This window comes from Metabacillus sp. 113a (assembly GCF_050107635.1).
In the GTDB taxonomy this organism is placed as follows: Bacteria; Bacillota; Bacilli; order Bacillales; family Bacillaceae; genus Metabacillus_B.
Genome location: NZ_JBNILJ010000001.1, coordinates 272694 through 291578, shown reverse-complemented (window position 1 = coordinate 291578; position 18885 = coordinate 272694). Strand labels below are relative to the sequence as shown.

The 18885-nt window shown below is 44.3% G+C and carries 20 protein-coding genes; all 20 read right to left on the bottom strand.

Features of this window, described 5'->3' with window-relative positions:
• Positions 1-20 precede the first annotated feature (20 nt).
• The 20 genes from fni to ACQCVE_RS01435 all read right to left on the bottom strand — a co-directional run bounded on the left by fni (position 21) and on the right by ACQCVE_RS01435 (position 18631).
• Complete coding sequence (fni, locus tag ACQCVE_RS01530) at positions 21-1073, bottom strand: type 2 isopentenyl-diphosphate Delta-isomerase (RefSeq protein ID WP_426843982.1); 1053 nt, start codon at positions 1071-1073, stop codon at positions 21-23.
• 12 nt (positions 1074-1085) lie between these two features.
• Entirely contained in the window at positions 1086-2219 is a 1134-nt protein-coding gene (gene rpsA, locus ACQCVE_RS01525; RefSeq protein WP_426844251.1) for a 30S ribosomal protein S1, read from the bottom strand.
• Between the two features lie 164 nt (positions 2220-2383).
• Positions 2384-2965, bottom strand: coding sequence for a lysophospholipid acyltransferase family protein (locus ACQCVE_RS01520; protein WP_426843981.1), 582 nt, complete (start codon positions 2963-2965; stop codon positions 2384-2386).
• Between the two features lie 5 nt (positions 2966-2970).
• Positions 2971-3642 carry a (d)CMP kinase gene (gene cmk, locus ACQCVE_RS01515; protein ID WP_426843980.1) on the bottom strand — a complete coding sequence of 224 codons (672 nt, stop codon included), beginning with the start codon at positions 3640-3642 and terminating at the stop codon, positions 2971-2973.
• Positions 3643-3722: 80 nt separating this feature from the next.
• Complete coding sequence (locus ACQCVE_RS01510) at positions 3723-3896, bottom strand: DUF5359 family protein (RefSeq protein ID WP_426861377.1); 174 nt, start codon at positions 3894-3896, stop codon at positions 3723-3725.
• 54 nt (positions 3897-3950) lie between these two features.
• On the bottom strand, positions 3951-4607 hold the full coding sequence (locus ACQCVE_RS01505; protein WP_426861375.1) for a flagellar brake protein: 657 nt from the start codon (positions 4605-4607) through the stop codon (positions 3951-3953).
• Between the two features lie 104 nt (positions 4608-4711).
• Positions 4712-6061, bottom strand: a complete 1350-nt coding sequence (gene ypeB / locus ACQCVE_RS01500) for a germination protein YpeB (protein WP_426861373.1) — start codon at positions 6059-6061, stop codon at positions 4712-4714.
• Between the two features lie 15 nt (positions 6062-6076).
• Positions 6077-7000: a spore cortex-lytic enzyme gene (gene sleB / locus ACQCVE_RS01495; RefSeq protein ID WP_426843976.1), complete on the bottom strand. Its 924-nt coding sequence runs from the start codon at positions 6998-7000 to the stop codon at positions 6077-6079.
• A 115-nt stretch (positions 7001-7115) separates the two neighbouring features.
• Positions 7116-7775: a glutamic-type intramembrane protease PrsW gene (prsW, locus tag ACQCVE_RS01490; RefSeq protein ID WP_426843975.1), complete on the bottom strand. Its 660-nt coding sequence runs from the start codon at positions 7773-7775 to the stop codon at positions 7116-7118.
• 84 nt (positions 7776-7859) lie between these two features.
• Positions 7860-8831, bottom strand: a complete 972-nt coding sequence (locus ACQCVE_RS01485; protein WP_426843974.1) for an asparaginase — start codon at positions 8829-8831, stop codon at positions 7860-7862.
• Positions 8828-9799 (bottom strand): YpdA family putative bacillithiol disulfide reductase, encoded by a 972-nt coding sequence (locus ACQCVE_RS01480; RefSeq protein ID WP_426843973.1) that lies wholly within the window; start codon positions 9797-9799, stop codon positions 8828-8830. The genes ACQCVE_RS01485 and ACQCVE_RS01480 overlap by 4 nt, the downstream gene beginning before the upstream one ends.
• Positions 9800-10007: 208 nt before the next feature.
• Positions 10008-11279: a Glu/Leu/Phe/Val family dehydrogenase gene (locus ACQCVE_RS01475; protein WP_426861372.1), complete on the bottom strand. Its 1272-nt coding sequence runs from the start codon at positions 11277-11279 to the stop codon at positions 10008-10010.
• 436 nt (positions 11280-11715) lie between these two features.
• On the bottom strand, positions 11716-12303 hold the full coding sequence (locus ACQCVE_RS01470; protein ID WP_426861370.1) for a genetic competence negative regulator: 588 nt from the start codon (positions 12301-12303) through the stop codon (positions 11716-11718).
• A gap of 122 nt (positions 12304-12425) precedes the next feature.
• On the bottom strand, positions 12426-13343 hold the full coding sequence (locus tag ACQCVE_RS01465) for a MerR family transcriptional regulator (protein WP_426843970.1): 918 nt from the start codon (positions 13341-13343) through the stop codon (positions 12426-12428).
• 106 nt (positions 13344-13449) lie between these two features.
• Positions 13450-14223, bottom strand: coding sequence for a metallophosphoesterase (locus tag ACQCVE_RS01460; RefSeq protein WP_426861368.1), 774 nt, complete (start codon positions 14221-14223; stop codon positions 13450-13452).
• Between the two features lie 19 nt (positions 14224-14242).
• Positions 14243-14701, bottom strand: a complete 459-nt coding sequence (locus ACQCVE_RS01455) for a YpbF family protein (protein WP_426861366.1) — start codon at positions 14699-14701, stop codon at positions 14243-14245.
• A 100-nt stretch (positions 14702-14801) separates the two neighbouring features.
• Positions 14802-15530: a LysM peptidoglycan-binding domain-containing protein gene (locus ACQCVE_RS01450; RefSeq protein WP_426861364.1), complete on the bottom strand. Its 729-nt coding sequence runs from the start codon at positions 15528-15530 to the stop codon at positions 14802-14804.
• Positions 15531-15534: 4 nt separating this feature from the next.
• On the bottom strand, positions 15535-16122 hold the full coding sequence (locus tag ACQCVE_RS01445) for a CPBP family intramembrane glutamic endopeptidase (protein ID WP_426861363.1): 588 nt from the start codon (positions 16120-16122) through the stop codon (positions 15535-15537).
• The gene (locus ACQCVE_RS01440; protein WP_426843965.1) at positions 16103-17587 is read right to left on the bottom strand and encodes a RecQ family ATP-dependent DNA helicase; all 1485 of its coding nucleotides are present in this window, start codon (positions 17585-17587) and stop codon (positions 16103-16105) included. The genes ACQCVE_RS01445 and ACQCVE_RS01440 overlap by 20 nt, the downstream gene beginning before the upstream one ends.
• A 6-nt stretch (positions 17588-17593) precedes the next feature.
• On the bottom strand, positions 17594-18631 hold the full coding sequence (locus ACQCVE_RS01435) for a helix-turn-helix domain-containing protein (RefSeq protein WP_426843964.1): 1038 nt from the start codon (positions 18629-18631) through the stop codon (positions 17594-17596).
• Between the last annotated feature and the right edge of the window lie 254 nt (positions 18632-18885).

Here is an 18885-nt window from a genome sequence, read left to right as displayed (position 1 = left end):
ATTAGGCAAGGGTTTTTCTGCTATCTGCGGCTGTACCGCTCTGTTTCAAAGCCTCTTTCTTTCAGCCAATGGTGGGTGGGTCCCGTTATAACAAGGGGCGCACGCTGAAGTTCAGAAATCGTGGCGGCACCCAGGGCGCACATAATCCATTTAAGCTCCTCGTGAAGCATTTCCAATTCCTTATGAAGCCCGCTCTCTCCAAGCTCGTCGTAAACAGCAAGCAAACTGCCGGCCATTCCTGCAGCCGACGCACCCAGCGCGATTGCTTTAGCTGCATCGAGGGCGTTTTGAATGCCTCCTGAGCCTAAGATGCTCACTTTGTCTTCTCCTGCATGAGCTCCCTCTGCAATGGAGACAGCAGAAGGAATGCCCCAGCCGTTAAATGACTGAAGGGCACGATCTCTTCTGGCATTTTCAATCCTGGAGAAATTCGTACCTCCGAAGCCTCCAACATCAATAGCGGCCGCTCCGGAATCTCTTAATTTTGCAATCGTTTCGTAATTCATTCCAAACCCGGTTTCTTTTACAATAACCGGAGTGCCGGTATGCTGAACAATTTTTTCAATCCGGCTTCGGGCACCTTTAAAATCCCTGTCACCTTCAGGCATTACCAGCTCCTGAATAACATTAAGATGAATTTGAATCGCATCCGCTTCAACCATATCAATGGCCCTCAAAGCCTGCTCAACTGTTGCCTCGCTTCCAAGATTGGCGAAGACCAGTCCTTTTGGATTGACTTTGCGGACAATCTCATAAGAAGGTCTCTCCGAAGAATCCCGAATGGCCGCCATCTGAGATCCCACTGCGATGGCCATGCCATGTGCTGCGGCTGCCTCGGACAGGATCCGGTTAATCTCTTCCGTTTTTTTGCCTCCGCCGCCCGTCATCGCGTTGATGAAAATAGGCGAACTTGATATAAGTCCGCCTATGTTTCCCGATATATTGATATCTTCAACGGATGAGTCAGGCAGGCTTTGGTGAACAAACGTTATATCATCAAATCCGTTTTCCCTGCTTTGGCCTGTGGACAAAGCATGATTAATATGATCTAGTTTGCGTTTCGCTCTGCTCAAGAATCATCACCATTATTTAAGTTTTTTTAATTGGTCGCCAATCATATCGCCCAAAGAGAATCCAGTGGATTCTTCCTTTTGCTGATAATTTTTATAATCGGATTCATCCGCTTTTTGAGGCTCTTGAAGCTCTTTCATGCTTAAAGAAATGCGCTGCTCATTTTCATTTACATCCAACACCTTTACCTCTGCGGTCTGGCCTTCCTCAAGCACTTCCTGTGGTGTGCCGATGTGCTTACTGGAAATTTGGGAAATGTGTACAAGTCCTTCTACACCGGGAAGGATTTCAACAAAGGCACCGAAGCTGACAAGTCTCTTAACCGTTCCCTCTTTAACATCGCCCGCTTTAACCTTCTCGGAAATACGGGACCATGGTCCTGGAAGAGTTTCTTTAATTGAAAGAGAGATTCTTTCATTATCACGGTCGACAGATAAAACTTTCACGGATACCTTCTGTCCTTCCTCTACCACATCTGAAGGCTTATCCACATGAGTATGGGAAAGCTGGGAGATATGAACAAGGCCGTCTACTCCGCCGATGTCAACAAAGGCGCCGAAATCTGTCAGACGCTGCACAGTACCCTCCAGAACCTGGTCCGCCTGCAGCGACTCAAGCAGCTGCTGTTTTTTGTCAGACGATTCTTTTTCAATAACAGCGCGGTGTGAAAGGATAACCCGGTTTTTCTCACGGTCGAGCTCTACAACCATAAGCGATAATGATTTTCCTTTGTAATCCGAGAAATCTTCAACGAAATGTGTTTCCACCAATGAAGCCGGGATGAACCCCCGTACACCTAAATCTACAACAAGTCCGCCTTTAACGACATCCTTGATTTCTGCTTCAAAAATACCTTTTTCTTCGTACTTTTTCTCAAGGTCATCCCATGCTTTATCAGCATCAACCGCACGTTTGGAAAGGATGATCGCTTCATCTTCCACCTTTGAAACTTTGAGCTCAAGCTCATCGTTCTCTTTAACCGCATCAGATGCTTTTTCAATGTGAAGGCTTGAAAGTTCACTGATTGGGATGATTCCTGTGTGCTTGCAATTTTCAATTTCCACAACTACCTGCTTCTCTTCCACCTTCGCTACAGTTCCTTTAACGATGTCTCCAACCTCTGGAACTGTCACTTCTACGTTATCCATTTCCCCATTGTTCATTTCATCTACCATTCCATTTACCTCCTTGGTCAAAACCTGCACGACTTTGATATATGTATGGTATTTCATTCAACAAGCGAATGAAATGAAAACCCCTCTTTGTACTAACTTCTAATAAATGCTACTTTTTGTCAAGTCATAACTGTCATTTAACGATGTTTTTCGAGCAGTTCTCCAATTTGATTCATAATAACCAGAGTCATCTCATCTGCTGAGACTTTTTTCTCTCTGTATTCACGGACATCCAATGGCTCGCCGAAGTAAATCCGCACTTTTTTAAAAGGCTTATAGGGCCCAACCACAGCACAAGGCATGACCAAGGCGTCTGAACGGAGAGCAAAGAATCCTGCTCCTGCAAGCCCTTTGCCAAGCTTGCCGTCTTTACTTCTAGTTCCCTCTGGAAACAATCCTAAAACCTCTCCATCCTTTAAAACTTTAAGGCCTTTCCGCAATGCTTCACGGTCACTAAGACCTCTTTTGACGGGAAATGCTCCGACCCTGCTTAAGATTTTCCCCAGAACAGGCACTTTAAACAGCTCTTCTTTTGCCATAAAATGAACCATTCTCGGAGTGCACGCTCCAACAATAGGGGGATCCAGATTATCAATATGATTGCAGCAGAGCAGAACCGATCCACTCTTAGGAAAGTTTTCCTTGCCATGGACTTCCATTCTGTAAATCGGTTTAAAAAGGACTAATATAAGGTTTTTGCCAAACTGGTATAAGGACATGTTAATCAGAGCCTTTCCTTCATCAATTCTTCAATTCGTTCCACAACCTGGTCAATGCTCAGTGAGGTTGTATCGATTTCCACTGCTCCATCCGCTTTTTTCAGAGGTGAAACTTCCCTCTCTGAATCCAGCTTATCCCTTCTTGCTATCTCTTCCTCAAGCTTTGTGATGCTTGAGTGATAGCCCCTGAGAAGGTTTTCCTCATATCTCCGTTTTGCTCGTTCCTCTACGGAAGCAAGCAAAAATACTTTTACATCTGCATCAGGAAGAACGTGCGTTCCAATATCCCGCCCATCCATGACCACACCGCCAGCTTCAGCCATTTTCTGCTGTCTTTTTACCATCTCTTCGCGGACCATGCGGTGCATCGAAACGGCTGATACCTGATTGCTGATTTCATCTGTACGGATGTCATCCGTTACGTTTTCCCCGTTGACGAAAACAAGCTGGCTGGGGCCTTCCGGCACAAGCGATATTTCCATAGTCCGGAGGATGTCCATCAGGGCCGATTCACTGCCGGGGTCGGCCTTTTCCTGTATTGCTCTTAAAGTCAAAGCTCTGTACATAGCCCCAGTGTCTATGTAAATATAGGAAAAATGCTCTGCTACTTGTTTAGCTACCGTGCTCTTGCCTGCTGCGGCAGGTCCATCTATTGCTACAGATAGTCTTTTTCTCATGTTCAGTCTCCTTTTAAGAGTAATAGATTTGTTGCTGTTCGCAGCATAAAAGAATGCAGACTGTTCATCTGCATGCAGAATTATTTAAATGTTTCCAGCCACTCGCTCACGGTTTGCCTGTTAACCCCTTCATACCGGATTGCTTTTGAAACATATGGTTTTACTGCAGGCTGCTGCATGATTGCTTGTGCAGCAATCAGTGCAGCCAGATGAAAAAGAATTACTTTCATTAACATTCTTTCTGCTCGCTTCACAGCTCCCCATCCTTCCACCCATTTTATAATGAGTATCGGTTTGGGAACTGTTTCTTATTCAGCAGCTGCTTCTTTTTTCCTTGTTAAGATCTGCTGATCAAAGCAGAACCGAATAATATTTTGCAGCGATAAATCATTCATATTTAAAAATTGAATGGTTGCTTTTTTCACACCGGATTCTTCATAAACCCTAATGGATTCCGAGTCCATTTTCACATAGCTAATCGTGCCATCCTGCAGCGGGAGAGAGAGCCAGACGGTTAAAGGCTGTCTTTCTTCTATCTCTATGTCTTCAGGGATGATAATGGCGGCTCCACCTGCACTTAAATCGGATGTAACGCTCACAAAAGCGGGAAAAACTCCATCAGGTGAGTGGACAGCCACGTTTACATCCGTATCAATGCGGACATACTGCCGTCTTTGGATTTTCAGAATATCATTTTTTTGGGGGAGTTTCAGAAGGATGACAGGGATATTCTCTTTTCTGCGGCCCATTACAGCCGTTTCAAACCGGTAAGGATTCTGGTCAGATCCTACAACCAGACAGGAAAGGAGGGTCCCGTTTACAAGAAATCCGGTTTTTCCAGTTGTTTCGCTAACCGGATAATCAATGGAAATCGTGGCTTCATCCATCGACACTAACTTGCATCTATACATATCACCCGGCTGATCAAGCGGTTCAAGCGTCATTACACTGCCGATTTCAAGCATTCCCATCACTCTTTTCAAATCGTGTTTTCTATATCATCTCATTCTTTATTAAATCATGTAATAAGAAAAAGGAAAAGCCTCGACTTTTCCTTTTTCATGCAAACTTATACTTCATTATAGATCGGTTCTGCATTTTTAAGCTTTTCGACTTTTTCTTCCATCCCGCTGCCTGCATTAATAAACATCCTGTACGTATCATCATCTATGGTGCCAAGGAATTCATAGCACAGCACTTCTTCACCCAGTTCATTTGTTATAATGGCAAGTCTGCTTTCCTGAACCATCACTTTCTGGTTGAGCTTTTCTTTTGCCTTAGCCTCGCTGATTCCGGGCTTAGGCACTTCGCGTTTCCTGTGGGAGGCAAGGAAATCTTTAGCCGAGAAACCAATGACCTGTCCATCATCAAGCGCCACCTTGATTTTCAGTGTGTCAGGATACAGAAGAATGCCATTCTCATTCGGAACATAAGAGAACACCCCAATGCTGTCATACTGGGCACTCTCATTCAGGACCAAATCCTCCGTTTCGAAACCGTGTTCCTTTAAGAAGCTGACTGCGTTATTTGAAGCATCATTTAGACTGATGTTTTCTTTTTTCACATCTCTGCTTTGGATCAGCCAGATCGGATATCCTCCTTTTTTCGTAATATCCATGTACAGGTCCGCTTTATGCTTTTTGTCATACATCGATACACTGTAAAATTCGAATCCTGCGCCTTTTCCGCTTTCAGTGACTTTCAGCTTTTCAACATCGGTAGAAGCAAATTCTTTAGCCCGCTGCTTTGCTTGTTCCGGTGTGATATCCTTGCCCTTTAACTGCTCAAATCCTTTTTCCTCTGTTTTCATAGAGGTAAAGCCCGGACCGAAATCCGTTTCCGAGTAGGCGCTGACATTATTTTCTACGGTTTTAAATCCATCAATAATCGTGTTATCCTGCTGCTTTTCTCCTGAGGCTAAAGCGAGCTCTACATCCATCCACCGCAGGTTTTTATCAAGAACCATATGCTGGACATTCCGCAATTCCTTCTGAATGTCCGCAGATTTTCCATAGAGGGCTTGCAGTGAAGCATATTCATCCTTTGACAGCGGCTTGTTCTCCAGATCGCGAATCGCAGCCCGATAGCTGAAGTCCCCAATGCTCGCTAGAAACTCTTCCGTTTTATTAAATGGCAGCAGCGTAAGGGGAAGCTGGCCGACGTCGTTATGTGCCTCAGATGATATTCTCCAGACCTCTGCAAGAGCCGGAGATAGTGATTCTCTTGAATTCATGGCCAGTGTCGTACCAATTTTGTCGTGCAGCTGGTCCATTTGATAGGATAAATCGTGAAATGCCCTCTGGTAGTTATTCTCAGCATGAATCAGAACTGCATTTTTTTCCTGGTGCTCTTTATAGCCCCAGTAGCCAGTCCCGATAACGCCGATTGCGAGAAATGCAATGATTATTCCGCGTATCACAGGAAATCCCCCTTCTTATTTACAGAAAATATGTTTTCCGATTTTTTTGATTTGAGGTCTGCCCCAAATCCATCCGCTCGTCGCTGTATCAGGATTGAAATAATACATAGCACTCTCGGTTGGATCCCATCCGTTAATCGCATCCAGCACTGCTTTTTTTGCCTGTTCGTTCGGTTCAAGCCATATTTGTCCGTCTGCGACAGCAGTAAATGCCCCAGGTTCAAAAATCACCCCTGCTGCCGTATCCGGGAATGTCGGACTTTCAATTCTATTTAAAATAACGGCGGCAACGGCTACCTGGCCTACATAAGATTCTCCGCGAGCCTCGCCATAGACTGCATTTGCCATTAATTGAAGATCATTTTGCGAATAGCCTGCCGGCATGTTGACCGCTGTATTTTTATTTTTCTGCTTTTCTGCCGTTCCCTTCCGGTTCTCCTCCGGAGCAGGCTGATCCCGGTCTCCGCCCTGCTGATCTTTCGCAAGCTTTTTGCCCTGGTTTTTCGCCCTCATCTGTGTCCGAAGCTTTTTCGATGGCCCGGTCTGCTTATCAAGCGGGATTCCGCCATAATGGGTAAAGTCTTTTCCATTAGCCAGCTGCAAATGAACGAAACGTGCATAAAACTTGGATTGGCCGGCAAGCTTCTGCTTGGTTGTCAGACCGACAAGACCATCAATGTCCTTTAAGCCGTAGTCATGCTGAAAGTTCCTGACAGCCCAATAGGTGCTCCACCCGTATACTCCGTCAATTTTACTGTGGTAATACCCTATATACTGGAGTCTGGACTGCAATTCAATGACATCATCTCCTACAGCTCCCCGCTGAATCACTTGCTGTGTAAAAGCATTTGCTTTCGGATGATCTCCGTACCCGTATGATGCCGTTAAAATTAAGGTAACTGAGAGCAGTACCATCCATGCGAAACGTAACCTGATCATGCTGCTGCCTCCTATGTTATGGATGATTTTTGTTACTTGTATTTTTTGTAGTGATTGGCATTTTATGCAGGAACTTTTTAAAACGCAAAAAAAGAGCCCTTTTTAGGACTCTCATTTATGACCCGATATTTCTCGCAAGCCTTGCCTGTCTCGCTTTATGAAGACCAAACCACCATAGGATGAGCATGAAAGGAAGCATAATGACCGGCCAGAATTTATAGGTAAATAAAACATAATCGTAAAATCCATGGAGCGTGACAGGCAGGATGATGCTTAACAGAAGCCATTTCATTTTATAGCCTGAATGGTTTGTAAACTTGGTCTTTCCAAGATAATAGCCCATGATGACTCCAAATAGCGCGTGACTGGATACGGGGAGCAAAGCTCTTCCGATCGCAAACTCCAAGCCGTTTGAAAACAAAAAAAGAATATTTTCGAGAGTTGCAAAGCCCAGTGAAACAGCACTTCCATAAACAATCCCATCATAATGCTCATCAAAATGCACATGGGGGTAAATAGCCACGATAAAAATAAACCACTTGAAAAATTCCTCAAGCAGGCCGTAAGAAAAGAAGATCCGGTTAAAGTCGTTCGCAAATACCTTTTCCGTCTCAATTATGTATTGGATAAACATTAGAGGAAATACGAGGATCATTCCAAAAACAAACGCGCGAATCACCATATATACCGGCTCTGATTCGTATTGATCCTTCAAGTAAAAATAGCATAGTATTGCCAATCCAGGGGCAATTCCTGCCGATATTGCCGCTAGCATAAAGTAAGCCTCTTTTCAATTTTTGTCAATTGTCTCTTTTAATATCCTACCACGGAAAGGGACAATTGAACATGCCTTAGCCCTTTAGAAATTCTCAAAATCTTCCTGATCAGCACCACCCTTGCCTGCCAACAGAACACTAAGCTTGATCCTTGCTTTTTTACTGTCATAATCACCGCCAAGCAGGACTCCTTTTCTTTGAAGATCTTCAGCACTGCCTGCATAGCTGTAAGTCGGATGGACCTTCCCTTCTTCTGCGCTTGTCGTGACCACAATGGTGACACCTTTATCAAGTGCCTGTTCGATGGAAGGCATCATAAAGGGTGTGACCTGCCCTCTCCCAACCCCTTCAATTACGATTCCTTTCGCCCCCGCTTGAAGGGCAGCATGAATAAACAAACCGTCCTGTCCGGTATGCGATTTAATAATATCCACCCTCGGCAATGGATGAGCCAGTTCATGCTGATCTCTGCGGATTGGCTTTTGATAAACAAACACCCTGTCATTATCAATGATTCCCATATAGCCGTAGCCGAAGGATTCAAATCCCTGCAGGTTTGAAGCGTGCACTTTTTTTACGTATTTTGCGGAATAAATCCGCTCATTAAAAACTACTACGGCCCCCGCATCACAAAGTGCATCACTCGCAGCTGCATATATTGAGTTGCGCAGATTAGAATACACGTCTGTTCCAACATCATGGGGGGCTCTTTGAGAACCGGTTATAACGACCGGACGCTGATCTTTGATCGTTAAATCCAGGAAATAGGAAGTTTCCTCCAGACTGTCAGTACCGTGGGTTACAACAATCCCTGATACGTCCGGATCTTCAAATTCATCTTCAATGACTTCCTTTAAATCCATCATCTTTTCCAGCGTGATATGCATGCTCGGAAGCCTCATGACGTCGATGACTTTCACTTCAATGTCCTCGGGCAGCCTGCATAACGCCGCCAGTTCTTCACCAGAGAGCTCACCAGAAGAAAGCAGGCCTGCTGAAATCTCTTTGCTTGCAATGGTTCCTCCCGTTGTCAGAAGAAGTACTTTTTTCTTCATTTCCTAATCCTCCCTCTTAATGATTCTGCTATTAAGCCGCCGTGAAACCGGCCGTTTTCGATAAATATTTCATTTGCATTGTTTCCGGCAGCAAGTACACCCGCTATAAAGATCCCTTTCACGTTCGTTTCCATTGTATCCGGATCAAAAACCGGCCTTCCTGATTCCGCATCGACTTCCACACCCATGTTCCTCAGAAATTGATGATCAGGATGATACCCTGTCATAGCAAACACGAAGTCATTGGGAATGCGCAGTTTTTTCCCGCCGGCCACATATTCGATTTCGGATTCCGTAATTTCTGTGGCACAGGCTCCAAATTCCATATGGATGGTGCCATTTCGTACGAGCGCATCAAATTCTGGAAGGATCCAGGGTTTTACGCTTTTTGAATATTCGGTCCCCCTGTAAAGAACCGTTACGTTCGCCCCTGCTTTGACTAGCTCCAGGGCCGCATCTACACTTGAATTTTTGCCTCCGATAACCGCTACATCCTGGTCAAAATATGGATGTCCTTCAGAAAAATAATGAAAAACTTTCGGGAGATTTTCCCCTGGAATGTTCATGTAGTTTGGGTGGTCATAGTAGCCTGTTGCTATAATGACGGATTGGGCATTGTATTTATCTTTGGACGTAGATATAACAAAGGAGCCATTTTCCATCTTCTTAATCTCTTCTGCCTTTTCAAAAGGGTGAATCCGAATCTCTTTTCTTTTGACAACAGATCTGTAATAGGCAAGGGCCTGGTTCCTGACCGGCTTGCGGTTCTCTGTAATAAATGCGACATCTCCTATCTCAAGCTTTTCACTTGAACTAAAAAATGTCTGATGGGTAGGATAGCGGTAAATGGCATTTACGATATTTCCTTTTTCAATGACCAGCGGGTCCAATCCGATATTTTGCATGGCGATTGCTGCTGCCAGGCCGCATGGTCCGCCGCCGACAACAATCACATCTTCATTTCTCATCCTTTTCACTCCAGTGCTATACCTTTAGCGATACGTAATTGCTGAAAACAGCTGTCATAAAACATTACTGTTTTCCTTTTAATCCTCCCTGATTTCGACGCCGGCATATTCTTATTTGCTGGGGGAACCCCTCAGATGTAAATCTGCAGCCAGACGTTTAAAAATCTCCTATCTAATGATAGGAGATTTTTAAACCGTGTGCAACGGATTATATCCAGCCTCTGAATCTGCTCGCTTCAGCGGTCTTACGAACCCCGACCATATAAGCAGCCAGCCTCATGTCCACCCGCCTGTTCTGAGACGTTTCATAAATATTATTAAATGATTTCACCATTACTTTCTCAAGCTTCTGTTCTACTTCTTCTTCTGTCCAGTAATAACCCTGATTGTTTTGCACCCACTCAAAATAGGAGACGGTCACTCCTCCGGCGCTCGCCAGCACATCGGGCACGAGCAAAATTCCCCGGTCATTTAAAATCTGCGTTGCTTCCAGTGTAGTCGGGCCGTTTGCAGCTTCTACCACTATGGAGGCCCGGATATTATGGGCATTCTCTTCTGTAATCTGGTTTTCAATGGCTGCCGGAACGAGAATATCGCAGTCCAGCTCAAGCAATTCTTTGTTCGTGATGGTATCGTTGAATAATTTGGTCACTGTCCCAAAGCTGTCTCTGCGGTCAAGCAAATAGTCAATATCCAGCCCGTCCGGATCATACAGACCGCCATAAGCATCGGAAATTCCCACAACGACAGCTCCGGCGTCATGCATGAACTTAGAGAGGAAGCTTCCGGCGTTTCCAAACCCCTGTACAACGACACGCGCTCCCTGCAGGGAAATGCCTTTCCTTTTTGCTGCTTCATGTATACAAATGGTTACCCCTTTTGCTGTAGCAGACTCCCGTCCGTGAGATCCTCCGAGAACCAGAGGTTTTCCTGTAATGAAACCGGGTGAGTTAAATTCATCAATACGGCTGTACTCGTCCATCATCCAAGCCATGATCTGCGAGTTTGTAAATACATCCGGTGCCGGAATATCCTTAGTTGGCCCGACTATCTGGCTGATTGCCCTTACATACCCTCTGCTCAGGCGCTCAAGCTCCCGGAATGACATGTCTCGCGGATCGCAGATAATGCCGCCTTTTCCTCCGCCGTATGGAAGGTCCACAATTCCGCATTTAAGGCTCATCCAAATTGAAAGCGCTTTAACTTCTGTTTCTGTTACGTTTGGGTGAAAACGTATGCCGCCCTTTGTCGGACCAACCGCATCATTATGCTGAGCCCGGTAACCGGTGAAAATCTTGACGGATCCGTCGTCCATGCGTACTGGAATTTTTACAGTCATCATTCGAATCGGTTCTTTAAGCAGTTCATAAACTTCTTCAGGATAGCCCAGTTTCTCAAGGGCTTTATGTATCACCGTTTGGGTCGCTATTAACACATCATGTTTCCCATGATTGTTCTCGGTGTTTTTCTCGGCTACCATTAGTAAACCTCCTAATGTCAATCAATTGATATAGACGGCCTTTCAGACAATAGTATACACCTTCAATGTTGTTATGCAAAGCCATAATGGCTGTTTTAAGGGTAAAATTTGACACAGTGTGAAATGGGCCTTAATCAACAAATCAGGCTGCGTTTTTAAAAGATATCGTATGGATCTCATTCGGCCGGAGAGAGTGGCCGCTGATAAGGCTGTCTATACTTTTAAAAGAAAATCTTCCGCGCTGCCAGCGACTGTGCGGGCCGCAGCGTTAACTTGTTTTCTGCCGCACCTCCCTCAGCTGCAAAGGTTTGTTTTGAGCGCTTTCAGGCTTACCCCTTTAACAATCTGTCAAATCCATATAATCCCCTGTCTGCAGAGCAAGCAGTACGATAAAGTAAAACCGGGAAAATCCTATTAGGATTTTCCCGGCAGAATCTTAATGAAAATAAGAAGTAAGCTGCTGAATGGCATCTTCCTTCATAATTGGTTTTCCATATTCCTGAAGTCTGTGAAGAGTAAGGGTTGTAGAACTGCCGAACTCAGCCAGGACTGCGATGAGCGTCTCAATCGGCGCTGGAGAGTAGTCATCCATGTGAAGAAAATACTTCTGGTTAAAGAAATAGACCGATCCCTGGGTCAGTCCCATCTGCTTGAGGGCCTTAGATAATTGAATCAAATCTTCAAATGATTGAAATTCATAAACAACATCTATGCTTTCGTCCAGTTTGACCTGCATTTCAATGTAGTCATCTGTGTAATCTTCTTCTTCTTCATCCATCTCTTCATTGCTTTTAGTTACAATAACTACCATCCCTTGTGCCTGGAGAGAAAACACTTCCACAGCAAGAGATCCGTGAGCCTCAAAGCCTAGTTCAAGGCTAGCTTCATTCATCATATCCTTGAAGAGCTGATGCACCTTGAATGAATCTTTCCAGAGGTCTTCTTTCGTAAGACCGCGATCCATAAGATCGTCAATCGTTAGAAATATCTTGATTTTATTATAATTAAGGCGCTCCAAACGCATCTCTTTCCCTCCTGCCGTAAAACCCTTACCATGTAATTATTGTATGATTTACAAGTAAGATGGTTCGTTATTTTGTTAACAGTTTACAACGGCAGATGAAAATAGACAAGCTTATTACACTGCTACATGGCGAGCTTTTCCTTAAGCCAGATTTCCCATTCATGGTTGGACGCGCCAAGAAGTGCATTTTGATATAAGCGCTTTCTCTCCTCTTCCATATCCATAAATGCTCCCCCTCCGAGGCCAACCTGGAGCTCCGGGAACCTTTCATTAAGCTCGTCAACCGCTTTGAGAGTCTTATCAATATTATCCTGAAGCGTACATGACATAAACAAAAATTTGGGATGGACCTCATCAAGCACAACCGGCAGATCGCTGTCTGCTATGCTTGATCCAAGGTAGATTACTTCAAAGCCTCTTCTTCTCAGGAAAAGAGTAAAGATCAGCAAACCCATTTCATGCCATTCACCTGGACCGCACACGGCTACAGCCTTGGGAAGAAGGCCGTTGACAGGCAAAGTATGAAGAATCATTCCAATTCTTGACCTTAAAAACGAGGTGGCGAAATGCTCATGTGCCGTTGTAATTTTTCCTTGTTCCCATAAATCCCCTACTTTAGAAAGAACCTGGCCTAGAATATCAATCATCACTTTGTCAATCGAATACAGACTAAAAGCCCGGTTCATCAATTCATGAGCAAGATTCTCATCAAATGAAAGCAGCGCCTTCAGCAAATCGTCCATTAATTCAGCAGAACGGTCTCCCGTCTGAGCAGCTTCTACCGGCCCATCATCCACATTCAGTCCTGTATCTTCAAGCAAATGAACTGCCTGACTAATTGAGAATCCTTTATTTACTTTGTTTATCAGCCACTTTAAGATCCGGACATGATCCTCGGTGTATAATCTGTGCCCTGATTCATTCCGTACAGGGGCAATCATCTGGTATCGTCTTTCCCATGCCCGTAATGTGCCGGGCTGGATTCCCAGCATTTTTGAAACTGCCTTAATATTGTATTTACCTTCTTCAGCATTCGGCATTGTCTTTATCCTCCATCGCAAGCCATTAAACCTGCATGCAAAAAGCTTCTTTTTTAAATTATATCGAATTGAACACCTTGTGTAAACTTTGTATAAGTATTGTTAATCATTTTTTACTAGAAGTGATGGTTAGAAAATGAGCTTCTGCAGGTGCGCCAAGCCTTAATGGAAGCTGCGTTGTTCCAAAGCCGTTGCTGATCAGCAAATCTCCAAATGGTTTTTTATGAATTTTTCCTTTCTCATACAATCCGAAACCCAGCATGCGTATTTGTCCGCCGTGAGTGTGCCCGGACAAAACAAGTCGTATTCCGGTTTCAGGAGTGAGCTTCTTCGCGATCTCAGGATTATGGCACAATAGAATCCGGAAGTCTGATTCTTGAGATTCCCGCAGGACTAGATCCAGCCTGTCCCACCCAAATTTCATCTCATCAACTCCAAGGAGGCTGATTTGTTTGCCGGAACGGGAGGGAATAGGAAAGGTTTTATTTTTTAAAAGGGCTGCACCTTCTTCCTCCAGCAGGTGCTCAAGGGAAGACAGGCCTGCTTCAGGGTCGTTATTGCCTAAAACCATTACAGTCCGGGCTGTTTCGCATAATCTTTTTACATTCTCCCTTGTTCTTTCAATGGGCACCCCTTTTTCGGTCAAGTCCCCTCCGATGCAAATAATGTCCGGGGCAGCCGGCAGGTTAGCCAGCAGGTTATCGGAAATTTTTCTTCTATGAATATCCGATATAAAGAATATTTTGAGTTTCCCGTGATCAGGGGGGAAATCGGAATAGGAAAGATTTTGAATGGTAATTCTAGAGCGAAACGCGCTGGAGAGCATGTATGCCGCTAAACATAGCGCTCCCAAAACAGCTCCAATTAAGAAAATTGTCAATGGATCACCTTATTTCTGTTCATTTGCTTTCATAAAAAAGATTAATATCAAACTCAGCCTTCATCATTTGATAGACTGAAATCCTTTTTTTCCAGTGATAGGGCTGTGGCCATAATTCACCGCTTTTGCGGATGACTTCGCAGCGCAATGTATGAAATTCAGTTTCCGCTTTTGTCTCTTTCTTTTTGTAATATAAAGCAGTTGCATATGTCCCTGCAATGGCAATAATGAAGTATAAATGAAACGACACATCTACAAAACGGGAAAGTACAATGGATAAGCTATTATCACTGGTAAGAACAATCCATTTGTAAAAATAAAGCATAAATGCCAGCATACAGACAAAGGATACAAGCTGCAAAGTCAAAACCTTGCGCTTAAACCGGTCATATTTTCTTTTTTTATCCACCAGCCCCTGAAGCATTCTCTTCGTTGGTTCATCTGTAGCCGAATTCAGATGCTCAATCGCTTTTTCCAAATTTATCACCCTGCCTTAACCCTTTATTCATTTATATTCTGAAAAAGGACAGGGTATGTAAAAGGATACAAAAAATCTCCGTTCTCTTGAACGAAGATTATCACTGCTTTAATGGAATTTCAAGTACTTGTCCGGCGTAGACCTCATTAGCTGAAAGCTGATTATGGTCTTTGATGATTTCTTCTCCAACTCTGCTTTTAAAATACTTTAAAGATATACGGTATAAGTTCTCTTTCGGTTTTACGACATGCTTTACTACTTGTACAGACGGCTTAGGAGGTTTGGCCTTTTTATCCTTTTGAAGCCCGGCTTCCGTTTCTTCTTTGCCGGGTGAGTCTTCCTTGGCCGCTGACCGGGATTCATCTTTCTTTTCCGGTGCAGGGGAACCTATTTCTGACTGCTGTTCCACAGCCGCTTCTGCTGAAGAATTATAGCTGCTTTTATCAGGGGAACTTTGTTCCGGCTCTTCCGGACGGATATCCTCCGCTGCATCACTGCCTGTTCCGGATTCTGCAGGTTCCGCTTCCCGGTTATTATCAATAATGATTGATTCATAATCTTTAAGATTTTGCCCGTTGTCCAGCGGGGTGCCATCTTTATCATAGTAATAAGTCACAAAAAGAAACAAAACCGGCAGCAAGATAAAGCACAATGCCAGAAAACTGATCAGCGGATATTTCAGCTTTACTTTTTTCTTTTTATCCTTTGCCCGGTATCTTGATTTATGAACTTCGCTTCTCGATGGGTACTGTCCATACTGTTCTTTATCCGGAATCATCTGGTCTCTCAAATTCTCAGCCTGATCAGGCGGATTTTTTTGATTTCTCATGGGGTCAGGTTTCACCTCGATTTACATACTTTACTCTTATTTGAATGCCAAAAATGAAATCAATAAGAAAGTGAGCTGTCATGACGGCAAAGAGATTATCTGTCATTTCATATAGCAGACCGATAAGCAGGCTTACAGCAGTTACCATTGCAAACAACAGCGGTTTAGTCAAATAACGCAAGTGAAGAATAGAAAAGATGAGGCTGGCAGCGAGCAAACCAAATTCAGTCTGCAGCACTCCTCTGAACAGCCACTCTTCCGTGAACGCGATAATAGCTGCCATAAGAGCGATGTGAGGAATGGAACAGCTTCTAAACAGCTTTTCATTTACGCCTCCATCATCGTACCATCCAGCAGGCACCTTATTCGTTACCGCATAGTCAGCAGCAACAGCCAATCCAGCAAGACCTATGCCTGATAATAGAGCCGGCAGTGTGACAGAAAGCTTTTCTGCAGGAGCCAGAACATCCCCCAAGAACAGCCAGGACCCTGCCAGTCCTGCAGCGGCTAGTACGGTTTGTGTCATATAAAGCTGTTGGATCATTTGCCGGTCGGTCAGACTATGGATCAGATCAATTTGATTTTTGAACAAGAGGTTCACTCACTTTAAACATCGTTTTAAGTTCGTTTTCCCAATCCATCGCTTCATTGATACTTGGAGAATGACCGGTATTTCCGTAATAGCTGCTTTCTTCCATCCCGCAGTAGTCACAGCAATAGCGTGTGAAAGCAGGGGAATCACTTTTTTCACCGAAATGTGCCAGAATTCCGCTTCTTCTGCAACCATCTGTCGAATACCATTTTACCATATCCTTCAGCTTTTCGGACTTAATTTGCTGGCGCTGCTGGATCTTTTTCCATATAGCTTCTGTTTTTTCTTCCGCGTCAACCCCATGCAGACTTGTGGCATAATGATCGATAAACCGCTGATGCGTCTCTTCCAGCTCGAGCCGGTATGGGCTATCTTTCGCCAAAGATCTCAAATATGCGCGAATGTCTTCCCGCTCTGGAAATTCTCTCTCTATCATAAATAAAGGGAGCTGAATATCCGCTGAATCAAATAGAGTAACCGCAATAGCGGGCAGGCCATCACGTCCGGCCCTTCCGATCTCCTGCATATATGAATCCATCCTGGCCGGCATATGGAAATGAAGGACAAACCGGATATCATTCTTGTTTACACCCATTCCAAAAGCATTTGTACAGCACACCAAGTCAAGCTGTCCGTTGAGAAACTGCTGCTGGATCAGCATCCGCTGCTCATTTTCCATGCCCCCATGATAATAAGCGGTTCTGGTAAGTCCATGATCCTTTAAATAAGCGGCTGTCTTTTCAGTCCATTGCCGCCCGGCGCAATAGATCAGGCCCGGTCCTTTTAGATGGCCTGCGAGAGACACCAGTTCTTCAAGCTTTTCGTTTAGTCCACTCATCTTCTTTACAGCCAATGAAATATTCGGTCTGTTAACAGAGTATAAATGATGTTCCGCATTTTCCATTTGCAGAGATTCTTTGATGTCGCGGATTACCTCTATAGTCGCCGTGGCCGTCATTGCAAGACAGGGTGCCTTGTTCAATTGCGCCCTCGCTTTTCCGATCATCGAATAGTCAGGGCGAAAATCATGACCCCACTGAGAGATACAATGGGCTTCATCCACAGCAAACAGAGAAACGTTTACGGATTTTAATGCAGACATGACCCTGCTGTTTCTTAAACTTTCAGGTGAGAGGAAGATAAAACGATATTCGGATAGATGATCAAGAACTGTACTTCTCTCATGAAGGGTTAAAAAGCTGTTCAGGGCAACAGCCTTTTTCTCACCTGCCATTTTCAGCTGGGCCACCTGGTCCTCCATCAGTGCAAGCAGAGGGGTTACAATGATGACCGATCCATCTTTTATATAGCCGGGAAGCTGATAGCACATAGACTTTCCTCCACCCGTAGGCAGCATCGCGATGGTGTCCCGTCCTTTCAGCAAATCTTCGATAATCTCACATTGTCCTTCACGAAAGGAATCAAAGCCAAAATACTTTTTCAGCGCAGCCTTTGCTTCTCCCAAATCCGGTTACCTCCTTGCCGCAGCCATTCCAAGCCGTATTTGAAAATATGTATATTTATGATCCAGATACTCTTTAATTTTTTTCAGCTGTCTTGTTTGCAGCACATGAATCGCCTGAATGATTTCCTCCTTTTCCTCCGGGAGAAAGTAAGGGCTGAAATCAAACCGATGATCATGCATCGCTATTTCTACAATGTGATCTTCAATGGTGCTTTGCTTTAAATTCCTGACCTTCCCTGCCGACTCCCTGTCCATACCCTGCATGAGCAGACGATACGTTTGCCGGGCCGATTGCGTAAGAGGAAGAGAGTCAGTATTGCCGTTTTTCAGATTTGAAAGAACGGAAAATTCATACTCGGCCGATTGTTCTAAAAGCTGGTGCATCATACTCCAGAAGCATACTTCCAGATACACCGCATCGCGGTCAAGCCTCTCCTCCAGCTGAAGATAGGTTAAACCGGCACGGCCTGGAGAGGTTAGCCGAAAAACAAAAAGCTCCGACATCCAATCAGGCTGGTCTGATAAAAACTTATGTAAATCCCGGAACACGTTCTGAGCCAGTCCGCTTCTGCTCCATTCCGCCTGTTTTAAGCATCCTTTAACCCACTTCTGTGCTTCTTCATTTGAGGTAACCGGCAGAAAACGGTTTTTTCCATCAGCAAAATGAGTGGCTGTTTGTACCAATAGTGAAAGCTTCTCCCATGCTTTTCTTGCTTCCTTTCCATGCTTCCAGCTATCCAGATGCAATGGCATCGGCATATCTTTCTTTAACGAGCTCAGCACATTGCCACCTTCCGCCGTCAGTTTTCCTTCCCGGTCAATGTAGTTTTGAGACTCGAGGTGCTTACAGGCCTCCTCAACAGTCTCTCTGCTGATCTGCGGAAATAGGGAGAAAAAATTGGACAGGCTGAAGAGCTGTATATCCTGAAGGGTTTGGGAGGTCTTTTTCCCTCTTAAAAGATGGAAAATCGCCGAGAAAGAACGTTCTCCTTTAAAACGGTCCAGGCACAGGAGAGAAAGATAAGAATATCCTGATACAGTCATTACGAATCACCAGCACTTTTCATAAGCTAATCCATCTGTTTTTATTTTAACAGATTTTTCACAGGAGACAGATGTTTAAAGCCTCACTAAAAGGGTACGGTAAGAACTAGAAACGTTGTTATGATAAGCATTCTCAGTGGATTTTTTTATTGAAAAGTTCAAACAACATCTATACAATAGGTATAAGTTAAGGACTTTACACCAAGCGGGAAAGATTAAATTTGTACATTCATCCGTTCAGTCCTAAGAATGAT

Coding starts and splice junctions, on each gene's coding strand:
- rpsA (WP_426844251.1), bottom strand. CDS start 2,219: ATGGATAACGTAGAAGTGACAGTTCCAGAGGTTGGAGACATCGTTAAA.
- ACQCVE_RS01520 (WP_426843981.1), bottom strand. CDS start 2,965: ATGTCCTTATACCAGTTTGGCAAAAACCTTATATTAGTCCTTTTTAAA.
- cmk (WP_426843980.1), bottom strand. CDS start 3,642: ATGAGAAAAAGACTATCTGTAGCAATAGATGGACCTGCCGCAGCAGGC.
- ACQCVE_RS01505 (WP_426861375.1), bottom strand. CDS start 4,607: ATGCTTGAAATCGGCAGTGTAATGACGCTTGAACCGCTTGATCAGCCG.
- sleB (WP_426843976.1), bottom strand. CDS start 7,000: ATGATCAGGTTACGTTTCGCATGGATGGTACTGCTCTCAGTTACCTTA.
- prsW (WP_426843975.1), bottom strand. CDS start 7,775: ATGCTAGCGGCAATATCGGCAGGAATTGCCCCTGGATTGGCAATACTA.
- ACQCVE_RS01485 (WP_426843974.1), bottom strand. CDS start 8,831: ATGAAGAAAAAAGTACTTCTTCTGACAACGGGAGGAACCATTGCAAGC.
- ACQCVE_RS01480 (WP_426843973.1), bottom strand. CDS start 9,799: ATGAGAAATGAAGATGTGATTGTTGTCGGCGGCGGACCATGCGGCCTG.
- ACQCVE_RS01475 (WP_426861372.1), bottom strand. CDS start 11,279: ATGGTAGCCGAGAAAAACACCGAGAACAATCATGGGAAACATGATGTG.
- ACQCVE_RS01470 (WP_426861370.1), bottom strand. CDS start 12,303: ATGCGTTTGGAGCGCCTTAATTATAATAAAATCAAGATATTTCTAACG.
- ACQCVE_RS01465 (WP_426843970.1), bottom strand. CDS start 13,343: ATGCCGAATGCTGAAGAAGGTAAATACAATATTAAGGCAGTTTCAAAA.
- ACQCVE_RS01450 (WP_426861364.1), bottom strand. CDS start 15,530: ATGAGAAATCAAAAAAATCCGCCTGATCAGGCTGAGAATTTGAGAGAC.
- ACQCVE_RS01435 (WP_426843964.1), bottom strand. CDS start 18,631: ATGACTGTATCAGGATATTCTTATCTTTCTCTCCTGTGCCTGGACCGT.